Below are 16,497 nucleotides of genomic sequence, written 5' to 3'. Positions count from 1 at the left end.
GAGAACCTGAACATGAAGATCGCCATCATCACCTACATCACCTTCATCGTCCTCGCCATGTATGGCTGGTTCGCCAACCTGATCGACGTCGTCCAAGCGGTGACCTCGGGCTCCCCGTTCACGACCCTGATCGTCGCCCGCATCGTCGGCGTCCCGGTGTTCGTCCTGGGCGCTGTCCTCGGCTGGTTCTGATTGAACTTCGATAGCAAGGCTTGGACCGGTCGAGAGGCCGGTTCCAAGTCCTACCCCTCGGTCACGGAGCTGATCGACAAGTACCTTCCGCGCAAGACCCAGAACGAGGTCTACGCGATGTCTCGGGTCTACGAGGCCCGGATCACCGACCTGATGCGGACCATCCACGACTATCACCTCCGCTGCGAGGCGATGGCCAAGCACATGGATGGCATGGAGAAGGAGTTCTACAGCCGGGTCGCCTTTCCGGTCACCCACGGTTCGTTCGAAGCTTCGGCAGAACGCATCCCGATGGAGATGTCCCACGGCTACCAAGTCACATGGCGTCCTGACCCTTTCCGAATGCACTGCGTCATGCGGGACAACGACCTGATCAACCAGCAGGACCACCCTCACCTCTTCGAGATGGTCTGCCGGCAGTTCGAGGAACACGTCACCCGAACGCTGATCCCTAAGCTGCGCCAGGAGTTCGCCAAGCTCTACCCGACGATGCGCCGCCGATGATCAAGAGCCTGCTTCATGGCGTCGGCATTTGTTGGGGCTTCGTCCTCACCATCGTCAGCGTACAGGTCGCCTTTGACCTGTCATCCGCTCTCGGCCTCACCGTGATCATCACGCTCGTCGGCCTAGTCCTTGGCTGCCTCATCCACGCGATCAGGGAAAGCTGATGACCGACGCAGACAAGCTCGCGGTCCTACGCTTCCAGATGGCGGCTTATGGCCAGACCTTCGTCCTCCGCAAGGGCAGCACCACCCAGGTGATCGAGCCACACAGGATCGTCGGCAATCGAGCCGGCATGATCCTCGTCGACGAGATCGCCCAACTCCAGCAGTTCCAGAACGACCCGCCGCAAGGCTGAATGCACGAAACCGACAGTGAGTTCCTACGCAAGGAGTCATGCCCATCCTGTGGCTCCCGCGACAATCTCGCCCGGTACACGGACGGCCACGCCTACTGCTTTGGCTGCCGACACTACGAACCCGGAGACAACATGACAGAACAGACCGAGGCGGCAGCGCCCCGGAACGTAGACTTCGTCCCCCTGGGTGAGCCCGCCGATTGGGCAAGCCGAGGTATCGCACTCGAAAGCGCGCAGAAGTGGGGCTTCACCCGTTCAGAATTGAATGGCCAGCCCGTCCGCTTGTTCAACTACCGAAACAGCGCGAGCCAGCTTGTCTGGCAGAAGGTCCGGTTCGCCGGCAAGGACTTCCGGTCCAAGGGCAACAAGGAAGACATGTGCCTCTATGGCATGTGGCTTTGGCGCGACGGCGGCAAGCGTGTCGTCATCGTCGAAGGCGAGCTGGACGCGATCTCGCTCAGCCAGATGCAGGGCCACAAGTGGCCTGTCGTCTCGATCCCCAATGGGTGTGACGGCGCGGCCAAGGCCCTGCGGAAGCACCTCAACTGGCTGGAACAGTTCGACGAGATCGTCCTCATGTTCGATCAGGACGAGCCCGGCCAGAAGGCGACCGACGAATGCAAGGTGATCCCATTCACACCGGGCAAGCTGCGCATCGCCTCACTGCCCCTCAAGGACGCCAACGAGATGCTCATGGCGGGCCGGATCAAGGAGACCATCGACGCCATTTGGGGTGCCAAGGTCTACCGGCCTGACGGCCTCGTCAGCATCGACGACATCCTCGAAGACGCTTTGGAAGATCCAGTTATCGGCCTGCCCTGGTGCTTCGAGGAACTGACCAAGCACACCTACGGTCGCCGCCTTGGTGAAATCTATGGCGTGGGCGCCGGCACAGGCATCGGCAAAACCGACTTCCTGATGCAGCAAATCGCCTTCGACGTGAACGAGCTGAAGGAGGTGGTCGGCGCAATCTTCCTCGAACAGAAGCCGAAGGAAACCGCCAAGCGCGCCGCAGGCAAGTTCGCCGGCAAGCGCTTCCATGTGCCCGATGGCAGTTGGACAAAGGATGAGCTTCGCCGCGCGCTCGAAGAGATGCGGGGCAAGGTCTACTTCTACGACAACTTCGGCCAGACCGACTGGGAGCTGGTGAAGGGGCACATCCGCTACATGGCGGTGACCCTCGGCGTCCGCATCTTCTACCTCGATCACCTCACGGCGCTCGCGGAAGACAACGACGAGCTGGGCGTGATCATGAAGGAGCTAGCTGGCCTCGCCAACGAGCTGAACATCATCATCACCTTCGTCAGCCACCTCGCCACACCAGATGGGAAACCCCACGAGGAAGGCGGGCGCGTCATGATCCGGCACTTCCGGGGCTCCCGATCGATCGGCTTCTGGTCGTTCTTCATGTTCGGCCTTGAGCGGGATCAGCAGCACGAAGACCCGATCATCGCGGCGACCACGATCTTCCGCATCCTCAAAGACCGCTTCACCGGCAACGCGACCGGCAAGACCATCAACCTTGGGTTCGAGAGCGAGACCGGACGCCTGTTCGTTCGCGACGACGACCCCTTCAAAGACAAGGACGCAAGAGAACATGGCTTCTCGAACGAGAGCGATGACGACCTTCCTTTCTGATGCTTGGAGGCTCTGGCTGTTCCTCATCGCGTGGACGTTCCTGGTGGTGATGACCATCCCTGGGCATCAACCCTCAACACCACAGCTGGGCAACGAGTGCCGCGTCTGGGCCGGGCTGTATCTGCCCTGCTCAAAGGTCGGGCCAACCAACTACCCCGACGTATGGCTGAGCGAGGGTCAGGACATCTGACCTTCGACCACACCAACGAGAACATCCCCTCTGCGCTGATCGTTCGGCGCGAGGGCTCCCGCCTAATCCTCCAAACCAGAACTGCCAGCATCGTCCTGTTCGCGGAAGCGTGGAGGGACCTTGTGGGCGCAATTCAAGAGGTAATGCATGGACTACCAGACGACCCTCAACCTGACCCAACTCCTGCTCGCTGAGAAGGAAGAGAAGCGCCAACTCTACAACCGCTTCAAGCAGCTCGAACGCCACAAGGACGACCTCGCCGGGATGTTGATGACAGCCCAGGCCGACAAGCAGCAAGTCAAGGTTCTCACCGACGAGAACGCCAAGCTCGACCAGATGGTGGCCAAGCTGCTCGACGAGAACATGGCGCTGAAGGCTGACAACGACATGCTGCGCCTGCCGCAGATGATCCACCCAGGCTACTTCAAGGGCTGATGGGTCCTACCACCCTCGTCTTCGACATCGAGACGAACGGACTGATCCCAGAGATGACCACGATCCATTCGTTGGTCATCAAGAACACCGACACAGGCGAAGTCTTCTCCTGCACCCCGCAGTGGGAGGTCTCTGACAAGCCCTACTACACGGTCGATTTCGGCCTGCGGATGCTCATGGAAGCTGACGTCATCGTCGGCCACAACATCCAAGACTTCGACGTCCCCGCGATCCAGAAGCTGTTCAAGTGGTTCAAGCCGAAGGGCCTGATCCGCGACACCATCATCATGTCCCGCCTGATGTACGCGGACATGAAGGACGCCGACTTCCGGCAAGAGAAGCGCCTCGGCATGGGGCGTTGGATCAAGAAGCACCTGTTCTCGAAGCATTCGCTGGAGAGCTGGGGCCAACGCATGGGCATCTGGAAGGGTGACTATGGCGAGATCAAGAAGGCAGAGGCAAAAGCCCGCGGTCTCACCGGCCAGGACGCCGTCGACTACGTCTGGGGCAAGTGGTCCCAGGACATGCAGGACTACTGCGAGCAGGATGTCGAGGTCACCGACCGGCTCTGGCACAAGCTGAACAAGAAGGGGTTCTCGGAAGAGAGCATCCAGCTTGAACACGACGTGCGCCGTGTCGTGGCCCGGCAGGAGGCCTATGGGTTCGCCCTCGATCTCCGCAAGGTCCAAGACCTCCACGGCACCCTAGCCCAGCGCAAGGCTGAACTGGAGAAGGCCCTACAGGTCGAGTTCAGGCCGTGGTTCCGCAACCTCGGGACGAAGACGCCGACCATCGACCGAAGCGTCTCGCAAAAGCACTTCAAGCCCATCGGCTACGAGACCGACCGCAAGGGCAACTTCAAGCTCGACAAGAAGACCGGCGAGAAGAAGCCGATCTGGCCGAAGTGCCACTACTCGACCGACGCTCCCTACACCGACGTCAAGCTGGTGCCCTTCAATCCGGGCTCCAGGCAGGACGTCGCTGACCGGATGCGGAAGCTGTTCGGCTGGAGGCCCACGGAGTTCACCTCCGATGGTCACCCGAAGGTCGACGACGAGACCCTCAAGGGCCTCACCTACCCGTCCGCGAAGGTCCTTTGCGAATACTTCGTCGTTCAGAAGCGCATCGGCCAAGTCGCGGAAGGCAAAGAGGCCTGGCTCAAGCACGAGGTCAAGGGCCGCGTCCACGGCAAGGTAGCCACGAACGGGGCGGTGACGGGTCGCATGACCCACTCCAAACCGAACATGGCCCAGGTGCCGGGCATCCACGACAAGAAGACCGGCGAGCTGCTTCCCTATGGCTACGAGTGCCGGGAATGCTGGACCGTCGGAAAGGGCAAGAAGCTCGTTGGCTGTGACGCGGATGCGTTGGAGCTGCGGGACCTCGCCGGCTACATGGCTGCCTACGACGGCGGCGCGTACATCAAGACCGTCCTCGAAGGCAACAAGGCCAACGGCACCGACATGCACACCATCAACGCGAAAGCGCTGGGGTGCAGCAGAGACGTTGCCAAGGTCTGGTTCTACGCCTTCATCTACGGTTCGGGCGACGAGAACCTGGGCAACATCCTCGGCATCACGTCATCCAAGGCCAAGGCTATCGCAGCTGGCAAGCTGTCACGTCAGAAGTTCCTCGCGGCGCTTCCGGCTCTCGGCAAGCTGTCGGAGGCAGTCCAGCGCAAGGCCAAGACCCAAGGCTGGATCAAGGGGCTCGACGGTCGCATCCTCATGGTGCGCTCGGCTCACGCTTCCCTGAACACCCTCCTCCAATCCGCAGGAGCAATTCAGATGAAGCGCGCTCTCGTGATCCTCGACAACAACCTTCAAGCGCTCGGGCTGGTCCCAGGCGTCAACTACGAGTTCGTCGTGAACGTCCATGACGAATGGCAGATCGAGGTCGATGAAGACAAAGCAGAGCTGGTGGGGAAGGAAGCGCAAGACGCAATCCGACTTGCTGGCGAGTACTACAAGTTCCGCTGCCCTCTCGCCGGCAACTCCGTCGTGGGAACGAACTGGGCCGAGACACACTAAGGCCCCTCAGAACGCGCCGGGCTTCGTCTACATCATGGCGAACCCGGCGTGGCCTGGACGAAGCAAAGCGGGCTTCGCGAAAGACCTAAAGAACCGCATCCGTCAGGCCAACACCAATGACCCTGACCGCGCCTACTACTTCCATGAAACGAGGAGATTTGATGATCGGAAACAAGCTGAAGCAGTTCTTCACGAGCTGCTGGCTGGCTATCGCATCGCCGGCACAGAGTGGTTCGAGCTACATCCAGACGATGCAGCCGGTATGCTACGGGGGCTCCATCGCCGGTTTGCTGCGGAAGGCGGATCGGGATGCGATGCAGGCAGCCCTGACTGACAAGTACGGCATCCGGCAGATCGACTGATGGCCTGCGACATGGGCGTTGGCTGTGAACAGTACGGGGTCTGCTACGCGGCAGCCCATGGTGAACCCGAGCGGTGCGGCGACGTTCCCCGCGTCTGGGTCGTCACTGGCAGAAGCGAGAGCGGCGACGAGTTCGTCTACGTCTTCAAGGAGAAGCCCACCGGGGAAAGCCTCGAACTGTTCTTCGCTGAGGAGCAGCCCGAGGAGTGGGAAGCCGGATGCATCCAGAGCTGGCACATCGACCACGAGGTGGTTCGCTGATGCGGTTCGTCATCAAGGACATCGACACCGGCCACTACATCGGAGGTGAGGCTCCTGGCCCGCGCCGCCGCAAGGAAGGGCTCGACAAGGCCAAGCTGTTCCACCGGAAGGCGGACGCCGAGGCCCACCTGAAGCGATGGTCCTACAGCTCCCGAGCTTACCGCTACGCCATCGTCCCCGTCACAATCACTGAACAGGAGACCAATTGAGAACACTACTGATCGACGGGGACATCCTCGTCGTGTCAACCGGAGCTGCCCTTGAGGTCGAGACCGACTGGGGTGACGATGAGTGGACCCTGACTTGCGACGTCAAGGAAGTGAAGGCCACCATCTTGGACACCATCAAGCGCCTCGAAAGGGACCTTGATGCAGACGCCTCGGTGATCACCCTCTCGAAGGGCATCACCTTCCGCCACGAACTCTACCACGGCTACAAGAAGGGACGCTCCCGCAAGCCGGTTGGAACCAACGAGGTCAAGCGCTGGCTGATCGAAGAGCATGGCGCGAAGTACAAGCCAGGGATCGAGGCGGACGATGTCATGGGCATCCTCGCCACCAACCCTCGGCTGATCAAAGGCGAGAAGATCATCGTGTCCCAGGACAAGGACATGCTCACGATCCCCGGCCTGATCTACCGCAACGGTGAGATCGTCAAGGTCACCCCTGCCGAGGCCGAGATGAACTGGCTGACGCAGACTCTGACGGGCGACACCACGGACGGCTATCCCGGCTGTCCTGGCATGGGTCCTGTCACGGCCAGGGACGCCCTCGAAAGGCGCATCGGGCTGGAGAGCTACGAACACACCGTCGAGCGCGGCAAGCGCAAGGGTGAGACCGAGACCCGCTGGAAAGAGATCGACGTGCCCACACTCTGGGACGTGGTTCTTCACCAGTTCAGCCGCGCCGGCCTGACCGCCGACGATGCCCTTCTACAGGCTCGACTGGCCCGCATCCTACACAACAACGACTACGACCATGTGAAGAAGGAACCCATTCTTTGGACGCCACGATGACGGACTGTGTCTGCAAAGGCCCTGGCTACGTCTGCACCAGACATTGCGCCTCCGAAAGCTCGGCCCCAGCGGTCAAGTCTGACGGGGGCGCTTCGTCGTACTACCTGATCCCCGAGGGAGCCAAGGAACTCATGGACCTCATCGAGCATAAGCGCATGGGGTTCAGCATCGGGAACATCTTCAAGGCCTGCTACCGGCTCGGCTCCAAGGATGGCACGACGCGCGCCTATGATCTCCGCAAGATCATCTACTTCGCACAACGCGAGTTGGACCTTCTCGGTGTCCCATAACACCCCCACTAGCACTACGGAGGGGTTTCTGGTTCCTCCGCCAGTCACACGGGAATTGTTGGCGTACCTGAAACAGGTCTTTCGCGACAAACTTCCCGGTCTTGAGATTTCCGACCGTGAGCTTGGGGCTTTGATCGGAGAACAGCGGGTGATCTCTCACCTCGCAGCTATCCTCCACAATCAGGAAGAAGACCTACTCGCAAATGTGCTTAAGCAAGCCGAAGATTGAGAAGGCCGACCCTGTCGCGCCACCTCCCCCGGTCATTGACAAGCCTATGGCTCCCGTCTTGAACGAAACATCCCGCACTGCCAATCAGGACAGTGCCAACTCCAACGCCACCCGTCGCGGACGAAAGTCCCTGACAATCCCGCTCGCCAACGCTGGCGGGTCCGGCATCAACATTCCGCAGTAACCCTTGGCCGACGCGGTAACTATCGCGGCTAAGGCTCTCTACGAACAACTGGCCACCGACCGAGACCCGTACCTTAAGCGGGCTCGTCGGGCGGCTGAACTGACTGTCCCGTACCTGTTCCCCAAAGAGGGGACGTCGGGATCGGCAGATTTCGTAGAGCCTAACCAAGGTCTCGGCGCTCGTGGCGTCAGGTTCCTCGCTTCCAAATTGAGCCAGAGCCTGTTCCCCATCAACGCGCCTTTCTTCAAGTACGAAATCGACGACATCGCTCTGCAGGACCTGACGAAGGCTGCCGATAAGCGTGGTGAAATCGAGAAGGCTCTCAGCGCCCGCGAGCGCGCCGTTCTCAGTGAGATGAACGGTTCCATGTTCCGGCCCATCGCCTTCGAGGCATGTCGCCAACTCGTGATCGCCGGCAACTACATGATCTTCATCCCGAAGAAGGGCAAGCCTCGGGGCTTCCGCCTCAGCTCCTATGTGGTCAACCGCGATCCCTCTGGCAATGTCCTCGACATCGTCATCAAGGAACAGGTCGCCCGCGTTGCCCTGGCCGAGGACATCAAGGCGAAGATCGGCGCTGCCAACCAGAGCGGCGAACAGAACAAGGAAGCGACGGTCGACGTCTTCACGTTGATAACGCTCGATGACGCCTCGAACTCCTACATCGTCACCCAAGAGATTGACGGCGTCCAGATCGACGGCGACTACTCTGGCACCTATCCGAAAGACAAGCTGCCCTGGCTGCCTCTCCGCTTCACCTATGTGGAAGGCGAGGACTACGGTCGCGGCTTTGTCGACGAGTACATTGGCGACCTCAACTCCCTCGACGTCCTGACCGAAGCACTCCGGGACGGCACTGTGCAGGGCGCTAAGGTTGTCTGGATCGTCAACCCCAACTCGACCATCAGCGTTCAGAAGCTCGCAAAGGCTGAGAACGGTGCGTTCGTCCAGGGCGACATCAACTCTGTCATGCCCCTCAGGCTCGACAAGCAGGCCGACTTTGCGGTGGCCGAAAGGTTCATCCAGCAGCTCACCGAACGGCTCTCCTTCGCCTTCCTCCTGAACACCTCCATCCAACGGAAGGGTGAGCGGGTCACGGCTGAGGAAATCCGGTTCATGGCCGGCGAACTGGATCAAGGCCTCGGCGGCGTCTATTCGCTGCTGGCTGAAGAGTTCCAGTTGCCCGTCGCAAGGCTGTACGAAATCCGCATGGAGTTCGTCCGCAAGGTCCCTCCGCTTCCCAAGGAGCTGACCTCAACGTCCATCGTGACGGGCCTCGACGCACTCGGACGTGGCAACGATCTGCAGAACCTCGACGGCTTCCTGGCCGGTGCTGCCCAGTTGGGTGGCTCCGAAGTCATTGGTCGCTATGTCAACCTCGGGGAGTACTTCAAGCGCCGCGCTGCTGCGTTCGGCATTGACACCGGGGGTCTCATTCGCACTGACGAAGAGATCGCCCAGGCTGACCAGCAGGCCCAGCAGATGGCCATGCTCCAACAGCTCGGTCCTCAAGCCATCTCCCAAATGGGCGGCATGGCGAAAGAGGGCATGAAGCAGCAAGCCCAACCACAAGCCACGACAGGAGAACAGAATGGCTGATACGAATGAAGGGGCGACCGGCCCCACCGACACCCCGCCCAACCCGTTTGAGGGCATCACAGGCCCTGCCGGCCCAACCGAGGTAGCCCCGAAGGCTGCCCCGAAGGCCAAGGCCAAAGAGCCGAAGCTCCCGGCTAACCATGAAGTGCTGCTCAGCGGCAACGTTCTGGTGACCCTTTGAGCGTAGAAACCATCCAGGTCCAGACCGCTCAGCCGACCGCTGACGAAGCTGCTGCGGCTCTGGCCGAGGCGGCTAAGACTGCCCCGACCAGCGAAGCTGAAGCTCGTGCCAAGATCGCGGCTGACGTGGCTGCTGCTGAAGCGGCCAAAGCTGCCCCGGTAGCTCGCCCCGAGTGGCTCGACGAGAAGTTCGCCACACCGGAAGACATGGCGAAAGCCTATGCCGAGCTGTCCAAGAAGCTGGGTGCCCCGAAGGAAGAGGCCAAGCCCGAAGCCGAGAAGACCGAAGCCGAGAAGGCCAAGGAAGCGGCTGATAAAGCTGCCGCCGAGAAGGACAAGGGCGAGACCCCGAAGGCATCCGAGGTTGTCGCTGATCTGAGCGCAAAGTTCCTGGCTCAGGACGGCAAGCTGACAGACGCCGACTACGCCGCAGCCGAGGCCATTGGTCACGACCGCGCCACTGTCGACGCCTTCATCGCCGGCCAGCAGGCTCTGGCAGAAGTGGCTACGCAACGGATCACTAGCGCAGCCGGTGGCAAGGAAAGCATGGACCGCATGTTCGCATGGGCCTCCACGTCCCTGCCGGCTGCCGAAATCGACACCTTCAACAAGTCATTCGAGGGTGCTGACGTGAACGCTGCCGTGGTCGCCATGGAGCAGCTCAAAGGCAAGTACGAAGCGGCGAACGGGAGAGACCCGACGCTGATCGGCGGCAAGCCCGCAGCCACTGCCACTGACGTCTTCACGAGCTGGGCTCAGGTCCAAGACGCGATGAAAGACGACCGCTACGCCCGCGACCACGCATACCGCACGACGGTCGAGCAGAAGCTCGCTCGGTCCAACAACATCCGCTAACGGACACGGCCCCCACCTCTGCATGTCAAGTGGGGGCCATCTCAAAGGAAATCATGGCCTATTCATTAGGCGCGAAGTCGCTCGCCAATCTGGCCGGCGTCCACCCCGACCTCGTCAAAGTGGTCAAGCGCGCCATCGAAATCACATCCCAAGACTTCACAGTAGGCGAAGGTCTCCGCTCCAAAGCGCAGCAGGCGATCAACGTCAAGAAGGGCGTCTCGACCACCATGCGCTCCCGTCATCTGGACGGCCACGCTGTCGACCTTCTGCCCGTCGTGAACGGCAAGGTCACCTTCGACTGGAAGTTCTACTACCCCCTCGCGGCAGCCGTGAAACAGGCCGCTAAGGACGTCGGCGTACCCGTTGAATGGGGCGGCGACTGGAAGACCTTCAAGGACGGCCCGCACTTCCAGCTACCCTGGGCGAGCTACCCGTGAACCTCAGGTCCAGCAGGCGCACCTCCAAACAGTTCCTGCTGGCCAATACCGTGCTGGCTTGGGGGCTCGCCTTCTACAGCCTCTACACCAACCAAGGGGCCGCTGCAGTGGCATCCTCGCTGGCCCTGATCGGTTCCCTCTACGGAGCCTATGTCGGTGTCGGCCACATGGACTACCGCCGCTTCCTCAACTTCTTCAACGGACAGGAGACGTCCCAATCATACCCCGCATCTACGGGTATCTCGCCGGACTACTCGCCGTCCTCGCCCTCGTCGGCGTGATCTACGGCAAGGGTCGGCTCGATGCCAAGCATGCCACAGAACTCAGCCAGCTCACCGAGACCATCGAGCTGACGCAGAAGGCCCTCGACACGGAACGCAATGCGCGCCGGTCGGACGCCATCATCGCTGCCGAGAACGCCAAGCGGCAGGCAGCCCTCCAGACCAAGATAGGCGAATTGAACCAGTATGTGGAAACGCTCGAAGACGCTGATCGTGAGTGCCTTAGTGGCCCTGACGTTGAGCGGCTGCGCGACCTCTGGCGCTAAGTTCGCCAAGCCGCACTACCCCGAGCTGCCCGCCGATCTGCGGGTATGCTTTGAGACCCAGGTCGCCCCGCCGTCGAGCGGCGTGATGACCAAGAAGCGCGTGATGTTCCTCATCGCGGAGCTGAAGAAATCGGAGAACGAGAAGAGCGACTGCGGCAAGCGCCTCATCGCCTTCTACGACAATATCTCCCATTAGATGCGCACGAGCCCACGTTTGAATAATGTGGGCCGGCGCTCACTGCTTCTCCGCTCGGACAAAAAAGAGGCTCGCCGTATTGATGATTATTTCATCGCGCGGCCTATTCGGGTCAAGACCTGGCGGGTTGAAATCCTTAAACCTAGGGTCTGAATAATCTGGCCCAAGGCATTTAACGAGGGTTCCCTCAACAGCAGAGACCTCATGGACGATAGAGGTCTCATAGGTCATCGATTTACCTTCCAAGTTATCCCCTGTTTCCAGGGTAACAAACCGGTATGATTGGCCGACCTCAAACATTCAAACTTCCTCTCGGTTGTATCAAGCAGGCTGCTCTGTCTTGTCTTTTGATGGGTTCAGCCATTCCCCTAAGTTCTTAAAACGTTCATCGGGTGGCACAACCTTCTCGTCCGGCGAAATTCGCAACCGTGTCGGAAGCTCGAAACGACCGACCGATGCCGCAAGGTTTCCATCTTCGGGCCAGAAAGTATCGAATATTTCCTTGATGGTCGCGTCCGAGGCGAACGCAGCCGTCTTTGTAGTATCGTCCGCGTAGTCAGCTACCACTATGAATTTAGTTGATTTGTTGGCGTTGAAGTGCATCTCGAATCTCCTTTCCAACAGCATCGACGTCTTCGAGCCCGCTGACTACCCTAAATTTAGTTTCCCCCACGATCCACAGGGACCTAGTCCCCTTCCCGACGCCTGTTCCGAGCAGATCACACCCCTCTTTAGGCGGTGATCATGGAACCAAGGAAGTCTCACCAGAAGATTACTTGGAGACCCGCCAACCGCCCCTGAGGGGACGGAAGCCGGACAATCCCAATGACGCTTCCAGTGCTGCTCCGAGGTCCGCGCAAACCTCAGAACAAACACGGGAATACACAACATGGCCAATGGTGGCATTGTTTCTAACCTCGGTCAGGCCAACGGCACTGGCGACGTCCAGGCTAACTTCGTCAAGGTCGCAACCGGCGAAATCCTGACTGCATTCACTCGCACTGTCGAGTTCGCGGACAAGCACATGGTCCGCAACATTTCGGAAGGCAAGTCCGCTTCCTTCCCCGTTACCGGTCGCACCTCGGGTGCCCGTTACCACACGCCGGGCGATCAGGTCCTCGGCACGATCACGAAGTTCAACGAGCGCGTGATCACCATCGACGACCTCCTGCTGACCGACTACTTCACGGCCAACATCTGGGAAGCGATGAACCACTTCGAGACCCGCTCGGAGATGACCAAGCAGCTCGGCGAAGAGCTGGCCCAGGCATACGACCGCAACGTCGCCCGCACGATGATCCTGACGACCCGCATGTCGAACGTCGTGGACAACCTTCCGGGTGGTGGCAAGATCGTCAACGCCAACCTGCTCACGGACAGCGACAAGATGGCTGCGGCCTTCTTCGACGCTGCTGCCGCGCTCGATGGCAAGTACATCCCCGCTGACCGTCAGGCAGCTCTGAAGCCGGTGCAGTACTACGCCCTGGCCCAGAACACAAAGGTCATCAACAAGGACTGGGATGGCAAGGGTTCCTATTCGGACGGTAAGGTCTTCAAGATCGCGGACATCCCGGTCTTCAAGTCGCTGAACCTCCCGAACGGCACGACCGTTGCAACCGGCCCGGCCAAGTACCAGGGCGACTTCACCAACACCGCTGGCATCATCTTCAACAAGGGCCTCGCCGGCACTGTGAAGCTGCTCGATGTCGCTATCGAGAGCGAATACATGGTCTCGCGTCAGGGCACCCTGATCGTCGCCAAGTACGCTGTCGGTCACGGCGGTCTCCGTCCCGAGTGCGGCCTGGAACTGGCAATCGCCTAATCCACACCACTCACCAATGAACCGGGGCTCCTTAGGGGGCCTCGGTTTTTTTTCGTTTCAACGCTCCACGGAGGCCCAATGTCCGCAAACGGACTAGCACCCCTGACTGAGCTTGAGGCCATCAACGAGGTTCTCGCCACTGGTTCGGAAAGCCCGATCTCGACGCTGGAAGACAACATCGTCATTGACGCCTCGCTCGCAATGAACACGCTCCGCGCAACCTCTGTGGAGGTCCAGACGCAGGGCTGGAACTTCAACACCCTCGAAAGCCTGTCCATCACCCCGGATCAGTCCGGCGAAGTGAGGCTCCCTCGCAACACCCTTCGGGTCGACACCGTTGGGGAAAGCGCGGCAATGAATTGCGTACAGCGCGGCCTGCGCCTCTTCAACAAGACCGACAACACCTACGTCTTCACCGCCCCGGTGATTGTCGACATGGTCGAAGGTCTGGACTTCGAGGACATGCCCTCCTCGGCCCGCATGTACATCACCATCAAGGCGGCTCGGAAATACCAAGACCGCTACTTCGGTGATCCCAACACCCACTCCTACACCCTTCAGGACGAGCTTCAGGCCCGCTCCGCGATGATGCAGGAGGAGCTGGACAGCACCGATCCGAACATGCTGACCGGCAGCCAGTTCGTGCAGAAACTCCGCGTCCGCAGCTAACGTGTCCAAGATCAGCGGCTCAATCCCGAGCCTTGCGAACGGCGTTAGTCAACAGGCTGTGGCGCTTCGGCTTGCCTCTCAGGGTGAGCTTCAGGTCAACGCTTATTCAACCGTTGTGGACGGCCTGAGGAAGCGGCCGCCGACCAAGCGCATCGCTGCCATCAACGGCAACGTCCCAGCGTCAGTCCATGCCCACATGATCGACCGTGACGCTGATGAGCGTTACGAGGTCCTCATGTCCCCCACGGGCATCCGCGTGTTCACCCTCGACGGCATCGAGAAGACCGTCAACACGCCTGATGGGTTCTCCTATCTGAGCTACACCGCAGGCCCCGCCAAGCCGCCCTACAGGACGGTCACGGTGGGCGACTACACCTTCGTCACGAACACCACCAAGAAGGTCGCGATGGACCCCGCAGTGGTCGAGCAAGTGTCCCCTAGCGAGGCCCTGGTCTACGTGATGGCCGGCAACTACGGCAAGGACTACAAGATCACGCTCAATGGCTCGGTCGTCGCTTGGTATCGCACCCCGGATGGGACGAGTGCGGCCCAGGCACCGGCAGTCGACACCAACTTCATCGCTCGTAGGCTCGTTTCAGGCGAGACCGTGGCCCTGTCCACGACCGTCAATGGGGGCGCCAACGGCGACTGGACTTGGAAGGCCACAGACACGAACCTCGTCGCGGCTGGCTACACGGCTGGCAACGGCTGGACTGTGACCGCCAACAAGGGGACCATCTACATCAAGCGGAACGACGGCGCTGCGTTCTCCATCGGCGTCGAGGATGGCTACAACGGCCATGCCATGAAGGCGATCCAGAAGACCACTCAGGACTTCTCGGACCTCCCGGCATTCTGCACCGAGGCAGTGGCGATCCAGATCACCGGCTCCATCTCCACGGCGTTCGACGACTACTTCGTCCGCTTCGGCAAGCAGTCCCCCACGGACAACAGCAGCACCCCCGGCGTGTGGCGAGAAATCCCCAAGCCTGGAGTAAGCAAGGCGTTCGACGCATCCACCATGCCCCATGTCCTCGTCCGCGAGGCAAACGGAACCTTCACCTTCAAGAAGGCCACATGGGATCAGCGGAAGGCCGGCGACGAGATCACCTCCCCGGCACCATCATTCGTTGGTCAGACGATCAGCGATGTCGTGTTCTTCAAGAACCGGGTTGGCCTCCTGTCCGGTGAGAACGTTATCCTGTCTCGCGCGGGATCGTTCTTCGATTACTGGAAGGCAACGGCCACGGCCCTGCTCGACGATGATCCGATTGACGTCGCCTCCTCCGAGACGAACGTGTCGATCCTCCGAGCTGGTATCGGCTTCGCTGACAGGCTCGTCCTGTTCGCTGACCAGAACCAGTTCACCTTCAAGGGCAACGAGCTGCTCACCCCTAAGACCGCCTCGATCCGCGCCTCGACGTCCTACTCGGCGTCCAGCAAGGCAAGGCCAGTGGCAGCGGGTGACGCCATCTTCTTCCCAGTCGACCGTGGGCAATTCTCCATGGTCAGGGAGTACCGCATCGACGCGGCATCGGGCGAGGCTTCCGCTGAGGACGCCACAGGGCACGTCCCTCAGTACGTCCCCGGCTCCATCATCAAGATGGCTGCATCGACCCATGAGGACATCCTCGTGGTGCAGGCGGATGGGAAGCCCGAGGAGCTGTTCGTCTACAAGTACTACTGGGCCAACAACGAGAAGCTCCAGGCTTCGTGGTCCAACTGGACGTTCCCTGGGGTGACCCGCATCCTCGACTTTGGGTTCATCTCCTCGCGCCTGATCATGATCGTTCAGCGTGGGGTCGAGACCATGATCGAGGCCATCGACGTCGAACCGGGTGGCGTGGACGACCATTCCACCTTCATCACCCACCTCGACCGCCGCTTCACCGTTGATGTCCCGAATCTCTCGGGCGTTGACTACGACCCCTACACCGACCTCACGTACATCCCCATGGACATCGACGTGTCGACTGGAGGTTACCTCTGTGTGACCGCTGGATCGACCAGTCCGGATGCCCTTAGGGTTGGACTGCAGATCGAGATCGTGGAGGCAGCGGCGGATCACATCGTCGTTCGGGGCAACCTGACCAAGACGCCTCTCAACTTCGGCACCCCGTACACCAAGCGATACCGGCTCTCCAACATCTTCATCCGGCAGCAGTCGCAGAACGGCGGAACCGCGGTCCTGTCCGAAGGGCGGCTCCAGCTCCTGCAACTGATCTTCCTTTACTCCAAGACCGCCTACTTCCGTATCGAGGTCACACCGCTGGCTCAGGCCACGCGATCCTACGTGACCAACGGGAGGATCATGGGCGACCCGGAGAACAAGGTCGACACAGTCACGCTGAGCGACGGTACGTGCCGCATCCCAATCCTCGCGAAGAACGACCGCGTTCAGGTCGACATCGTCAACGATAGCTACCTCCCCAGCTCTCTCCTGAGCGTCGAGTGGATCGGCAGCTACACAGCCAAGTCCAAAAGGATTTAATGATCACAATTCGCAGG

Annotated in this window: 25 protein-coding genes; 23 read left to right on the top strand and 2 right to left on the bottom strand. The window is 60.5% G+C overall.

From position 1 onward, the window contains the following. Positions 1 to 12: 12 nt before the first annotated feature. The 20 genes from CK228_RS13740 (at position 13) to CK228_RS13655 (ending at position 11,302) form a co-directional block, all read left to right on the top strand. Positions 13 to 192 carry a hypothetical protein gene (locus CK228_RS13740; RefSeq protein ID WP_095788195.1) on the top strand — a complete coding sequence of 60 codons (180 nt, stop codon included), beginning with the start codon at positions 13 to 15 and terminating at the stop codon, positions 190 to 192. Further along, positions 193 to 696, top strand: a complete 504-nt coding sequence (locus CK228_RS13735) for a hypothetical protein (protein WP_095788194.1) — start codon at positions 193 to 195, stop codon at positions 694 to 696. Continuing rightward, complete coding sequence (locus tag CK228_RS35290; protein WP_179295904.1) at positions 693 to 860, top strand: hypothetical protein; 168 nt, start codon at positions 693 to 695, stop codon at positions 858 to 860. Before CK228_RS13735 ends, CK228_RS35290 begins: the two co-directional genes overlap by 4 nt. Then, positions 860 to 1,051: a hypothetical protein gene (locus CK228_RS13730; protein ID WP_095788193.1), complete on the top strand. Its 192-nt coding sequence runs from the start codon at positions 860 to 862 to the stop codon at positions 1,049 to 1,051. Before CK228_RS35290 ends, CK228_RS13730 begins: the two co-directional genes overlap by 1 nt. A gap of 132 nt (positions 1,052 to 1,183) precedes the next feature. After that, positions 1,184 to 2,689 (top strand): toprim domain-containing protein, encoded by a 1,506-nt coding sequence (locus CK228_RS13725; RefSeq protein WP_210202892.1) that lies wholly within the window; start codon positions 1,184 to 1,186, stop codon positions 2,687 to 2,689. Beyond that, entirely contained in the window at positions 2,670 to 2,879 is a 210-nt protein-coding gene (locus CK228_RS13720; RefSeq protein ID WP_095788191.1) for a hypothetical protein, read from the top strand. Before CK228_RS13725 ends, CK228_RS13720 begins: the two co-directional genes overlap by 20 nt. Positions 2,880 to 3,026: 147 nt before the next feature. Then, positions 3,027 to 3,314: a hypothetical protein gene (locus CK228_RS13715; protein WP_095788190.1), complete on the top strand. Its 288-nt coding sequence runs from the start codon at positions 3,027 to 3,029 to the stop codon at positions 3,312 to 3,314. Continuing rightward, entirely contained in the window at positions 3,314 to 5,344 is a 2,031-nt protein-coding gene (locus CK228_RS13710; protein ID WP_095788189.1) for a DNA polymerase, read from the top strand. The genes CK228_RS13715 and CK228_RS13710 overlap by 1 nt, the downstream gene beginning before the upstream one ends. A gap of 161 nt (positions 5,345 to 5,505) precedes the next feature. Then, positions 5,506 to 5,706 (top strand): hypothetical protein, encoded by a 201-nt coding sequence (locus tag CK228_RS35750; RefSeq protein WP_245438024.1) that lies wholly within the window; start codon positions 5,506 to 5,508, stop codon positions 5,704 to 5,706. Then, on the top strand, positions 5,706 to 5,966 hold the full coding sequence (locus CK228_RS13700; protein WP_095788187.1) for a hypothetical protein: 261 nt from the start codon (positions 5,706 to 5,708) through the stop codon (positions 5,964 to 5,966). Before CK228_RS35750 ends, CK228_RS13700 begins: the two co-directional genes overlap by 1 nt. Beyond that, the gene (locus tag CK228_RS13695; RefSeq protein WP_095788186.1) at positions 5,966 to 6,175 is read left to right on the top strand and encodes a hypothetical protein; all 210 of its coding nucleotides are present in this window, start codon (positions 5,966 to 5,968) and stop codon (positions 6,173 to 6,175) included. Before CK228_RS13700 ends, CK228_RS13695 begins: the two co-directional genes overlap by 1 nt. Beyond that, entirely contained in the window at positions 6,172 to 6,981 is an 810-nt protein-coding gene (locus CK228_RS13690; protein ID WP_095788185.1) for an exonuclease, read from the top strand. The genes CK228_RS13695 and CK228_RS13690 overlap by 4 nt, the downstream gene beginning before the upstream one ends. Positions 6,982 to 7,112: 131 nt before the next feature. Then, a complete protein-coding gene (locus tag CK228_RS13685) occupies positions 7,113 to 7,271 on the top strand; it encodes a hypothetical protein (RefSeq protein WP_179295903.1) in 159 nt (52 codons plus the stop codon). Between the two features lie 58 nt (positions 7,272 to 7,329). Continuing rightward, on the top strand, positions 7,330 to 7,500 hold the full coding sequence (locus CK228_RS35285) for a hypothetical protein (protein WP_179295902.1): 171 nt from the start codon (positions 7,330 to 7,332) through the stop codon (positions 7,498 to 7,500). A 187-nt stretch (positions 7,501 to 7,687) separates the two neighbouring features. After that, entirely contained in the window at positions 7,688 to 9,283 is a 1,596-nt protein-coding gene (locus CK228_RS13680) for a portal protein (RefSeq protein WP_095788184.1), read from the top strand. Continuing rightward, positions 9,276 to 9,464, top strand: coding sequence for a hypothetical protein (locus CK228_RS13675; RefSeq protein ID WP_095788183.1), 189 nt, complete (start codon positions 9,276 to 9,278; stop codon positions 9,462 to 9,464). Before CK228_RS13680 ends, CK228_RS13675 begins: the two co-directional genes overlap by 8 nt. Further along, positions 9,461 to 10,318 carry a hypothetical protein gene (locus CK228_RS13670; protein WP_095788182.1) on the top strand — a complete coding sequence of 286 codons (858 nt, stop codon included), beginning with the start codon at positions 9,461 to 9,463 and terminating at the stop codon, positions 10,316 to 10,318. The genes CK228_RS13675 and CK228_RS13670 overlap by 4 nt, the downstream gene beginning before the upstream one ends. A 53-nt stretch (positions 10,319 to 10,371) precedes the next feature. Then, on the top strand, positions 10,372 to 10,755 hold the full coding sequence (locus tag CK228_RS13665) for a M15 family metallopeptidase (RefSeq protein ID WP_095788181.1): 384 nt from the start codon (positions 10,372 to 10,374) through the stop codon (positions 10,753 to 10,755). Further along, on the top strand, positions 10,752 to 11,036 hold the full coding sequence (locus tag CK228_RS13660) for a hypothetical protein (RefSeq protein WP_095788180.1): 285 nt from the start codon (positions 10,752 to 10,754) through the stop codon (positions 11,034 to 11,036). Before CK228_RS13665 ends, CK228_RS13660 begins: the two co-directional genes overlap by 4 nt. Then, positions 11,033 to 11,302 carry a hypothetical protein gene (locus CK228_RS13655; RefSeq protein WP_095788179.1) on the top strand — a complete coding sequence of 90 codons (270 nt, stop codon included), beginning with the start codon at positions 11,033 to 11,035 and terminating at the stop codon, positions 11,300 to 11,302. The genes CK228_RS13660 and CK228_RS13655 overlap by 4 nt, the downstream gene beginning before the upstream one ends. A gap of 235 nt (positions 11,303 to 11,537) precedes the next feature. Here CK228_RS13655 and CK228_RS13650 read toward each other — a convergent pair whose 3' ends face one another. Next, entirely contained in the window at positions 11,538 to 11,798 is a 261-nt protein-coding gene (locus CK228_RS13650; RefSeq protein ID WP_095788178.1) for a hypothetical protein, read from the bottom strand. A gap of 21 nt (positions 11,799 to 11,819) precedes the next feature. Further along, entirely contained in the window at positions 11,820 to 12,101 is a 282-nt protein-coding gene (locus CK228_RS13645; protein ID WP_143750584.1) for a hypothetical protein, read from the bottom strand. 286 nt (positions 12,102 to 12,387) lie between these two features. Between CK228_RS13645 and CK228_RS13640 the strand changes: the two genes are divergently transcribed. The 3 genes from CK228_RS13640 to CK228_RS13630 all read left to right on the top strand — a co-directional run bounded on the left by CK228_RS13640 (position 12,388) and on the right by CK228_RS13630 (position 16,480). Continuing rightward, positions 12,388 to 13,320: a capsid protein gene (locus CK228_RS13640; RefSeq protein ID WP_095788176.1), complete on the top strand. Its 933-nt coding sequence runs from the start codon at positions 12,388 to 12,390 to the stop codon at positions 13,318 to 13,320. A gap of 78 nt (positions 13,321 to 13,398) precedes the next feature. Next, positions 13,399 to 13,989, top strand: a complete 591-nt coding sequence (locus tag CK228_RS13635) for a phage tail protein (RefSeq protein ID WP_095788175.1) — start codon at positions 13,399 to 13,401, stop codon at positions 13,987 to 13,989. Position 13,990: 1 nt separating this feature from the next. After that, positions 13,991 to 16,480, top strand: coding sequence for a hypothetical protein (locus tag CK228_RS13630; protein ID WP_095788174.1), 2,490 nt, complete (start codon positions 13,991 to 13,993; stop codon positions 16,478 to 16,480). The last annotated feature ends 17 nt before the right edge of the window (positions 16,481 to 16,497 follow it).

It is taken from the genome of Mesorhizobium sp. WSM4312, from assembly GCF_002294875.1.
Taxonomy (GTDB): Bacteria; Pseudomonadota; Alphaproteobacteria; order Rhizobiales; family Rhizobiaceae; genus Mesorhizobium.
This window is presented reverse-complemented; position numbering and strand designations above follow the sequence as displayed.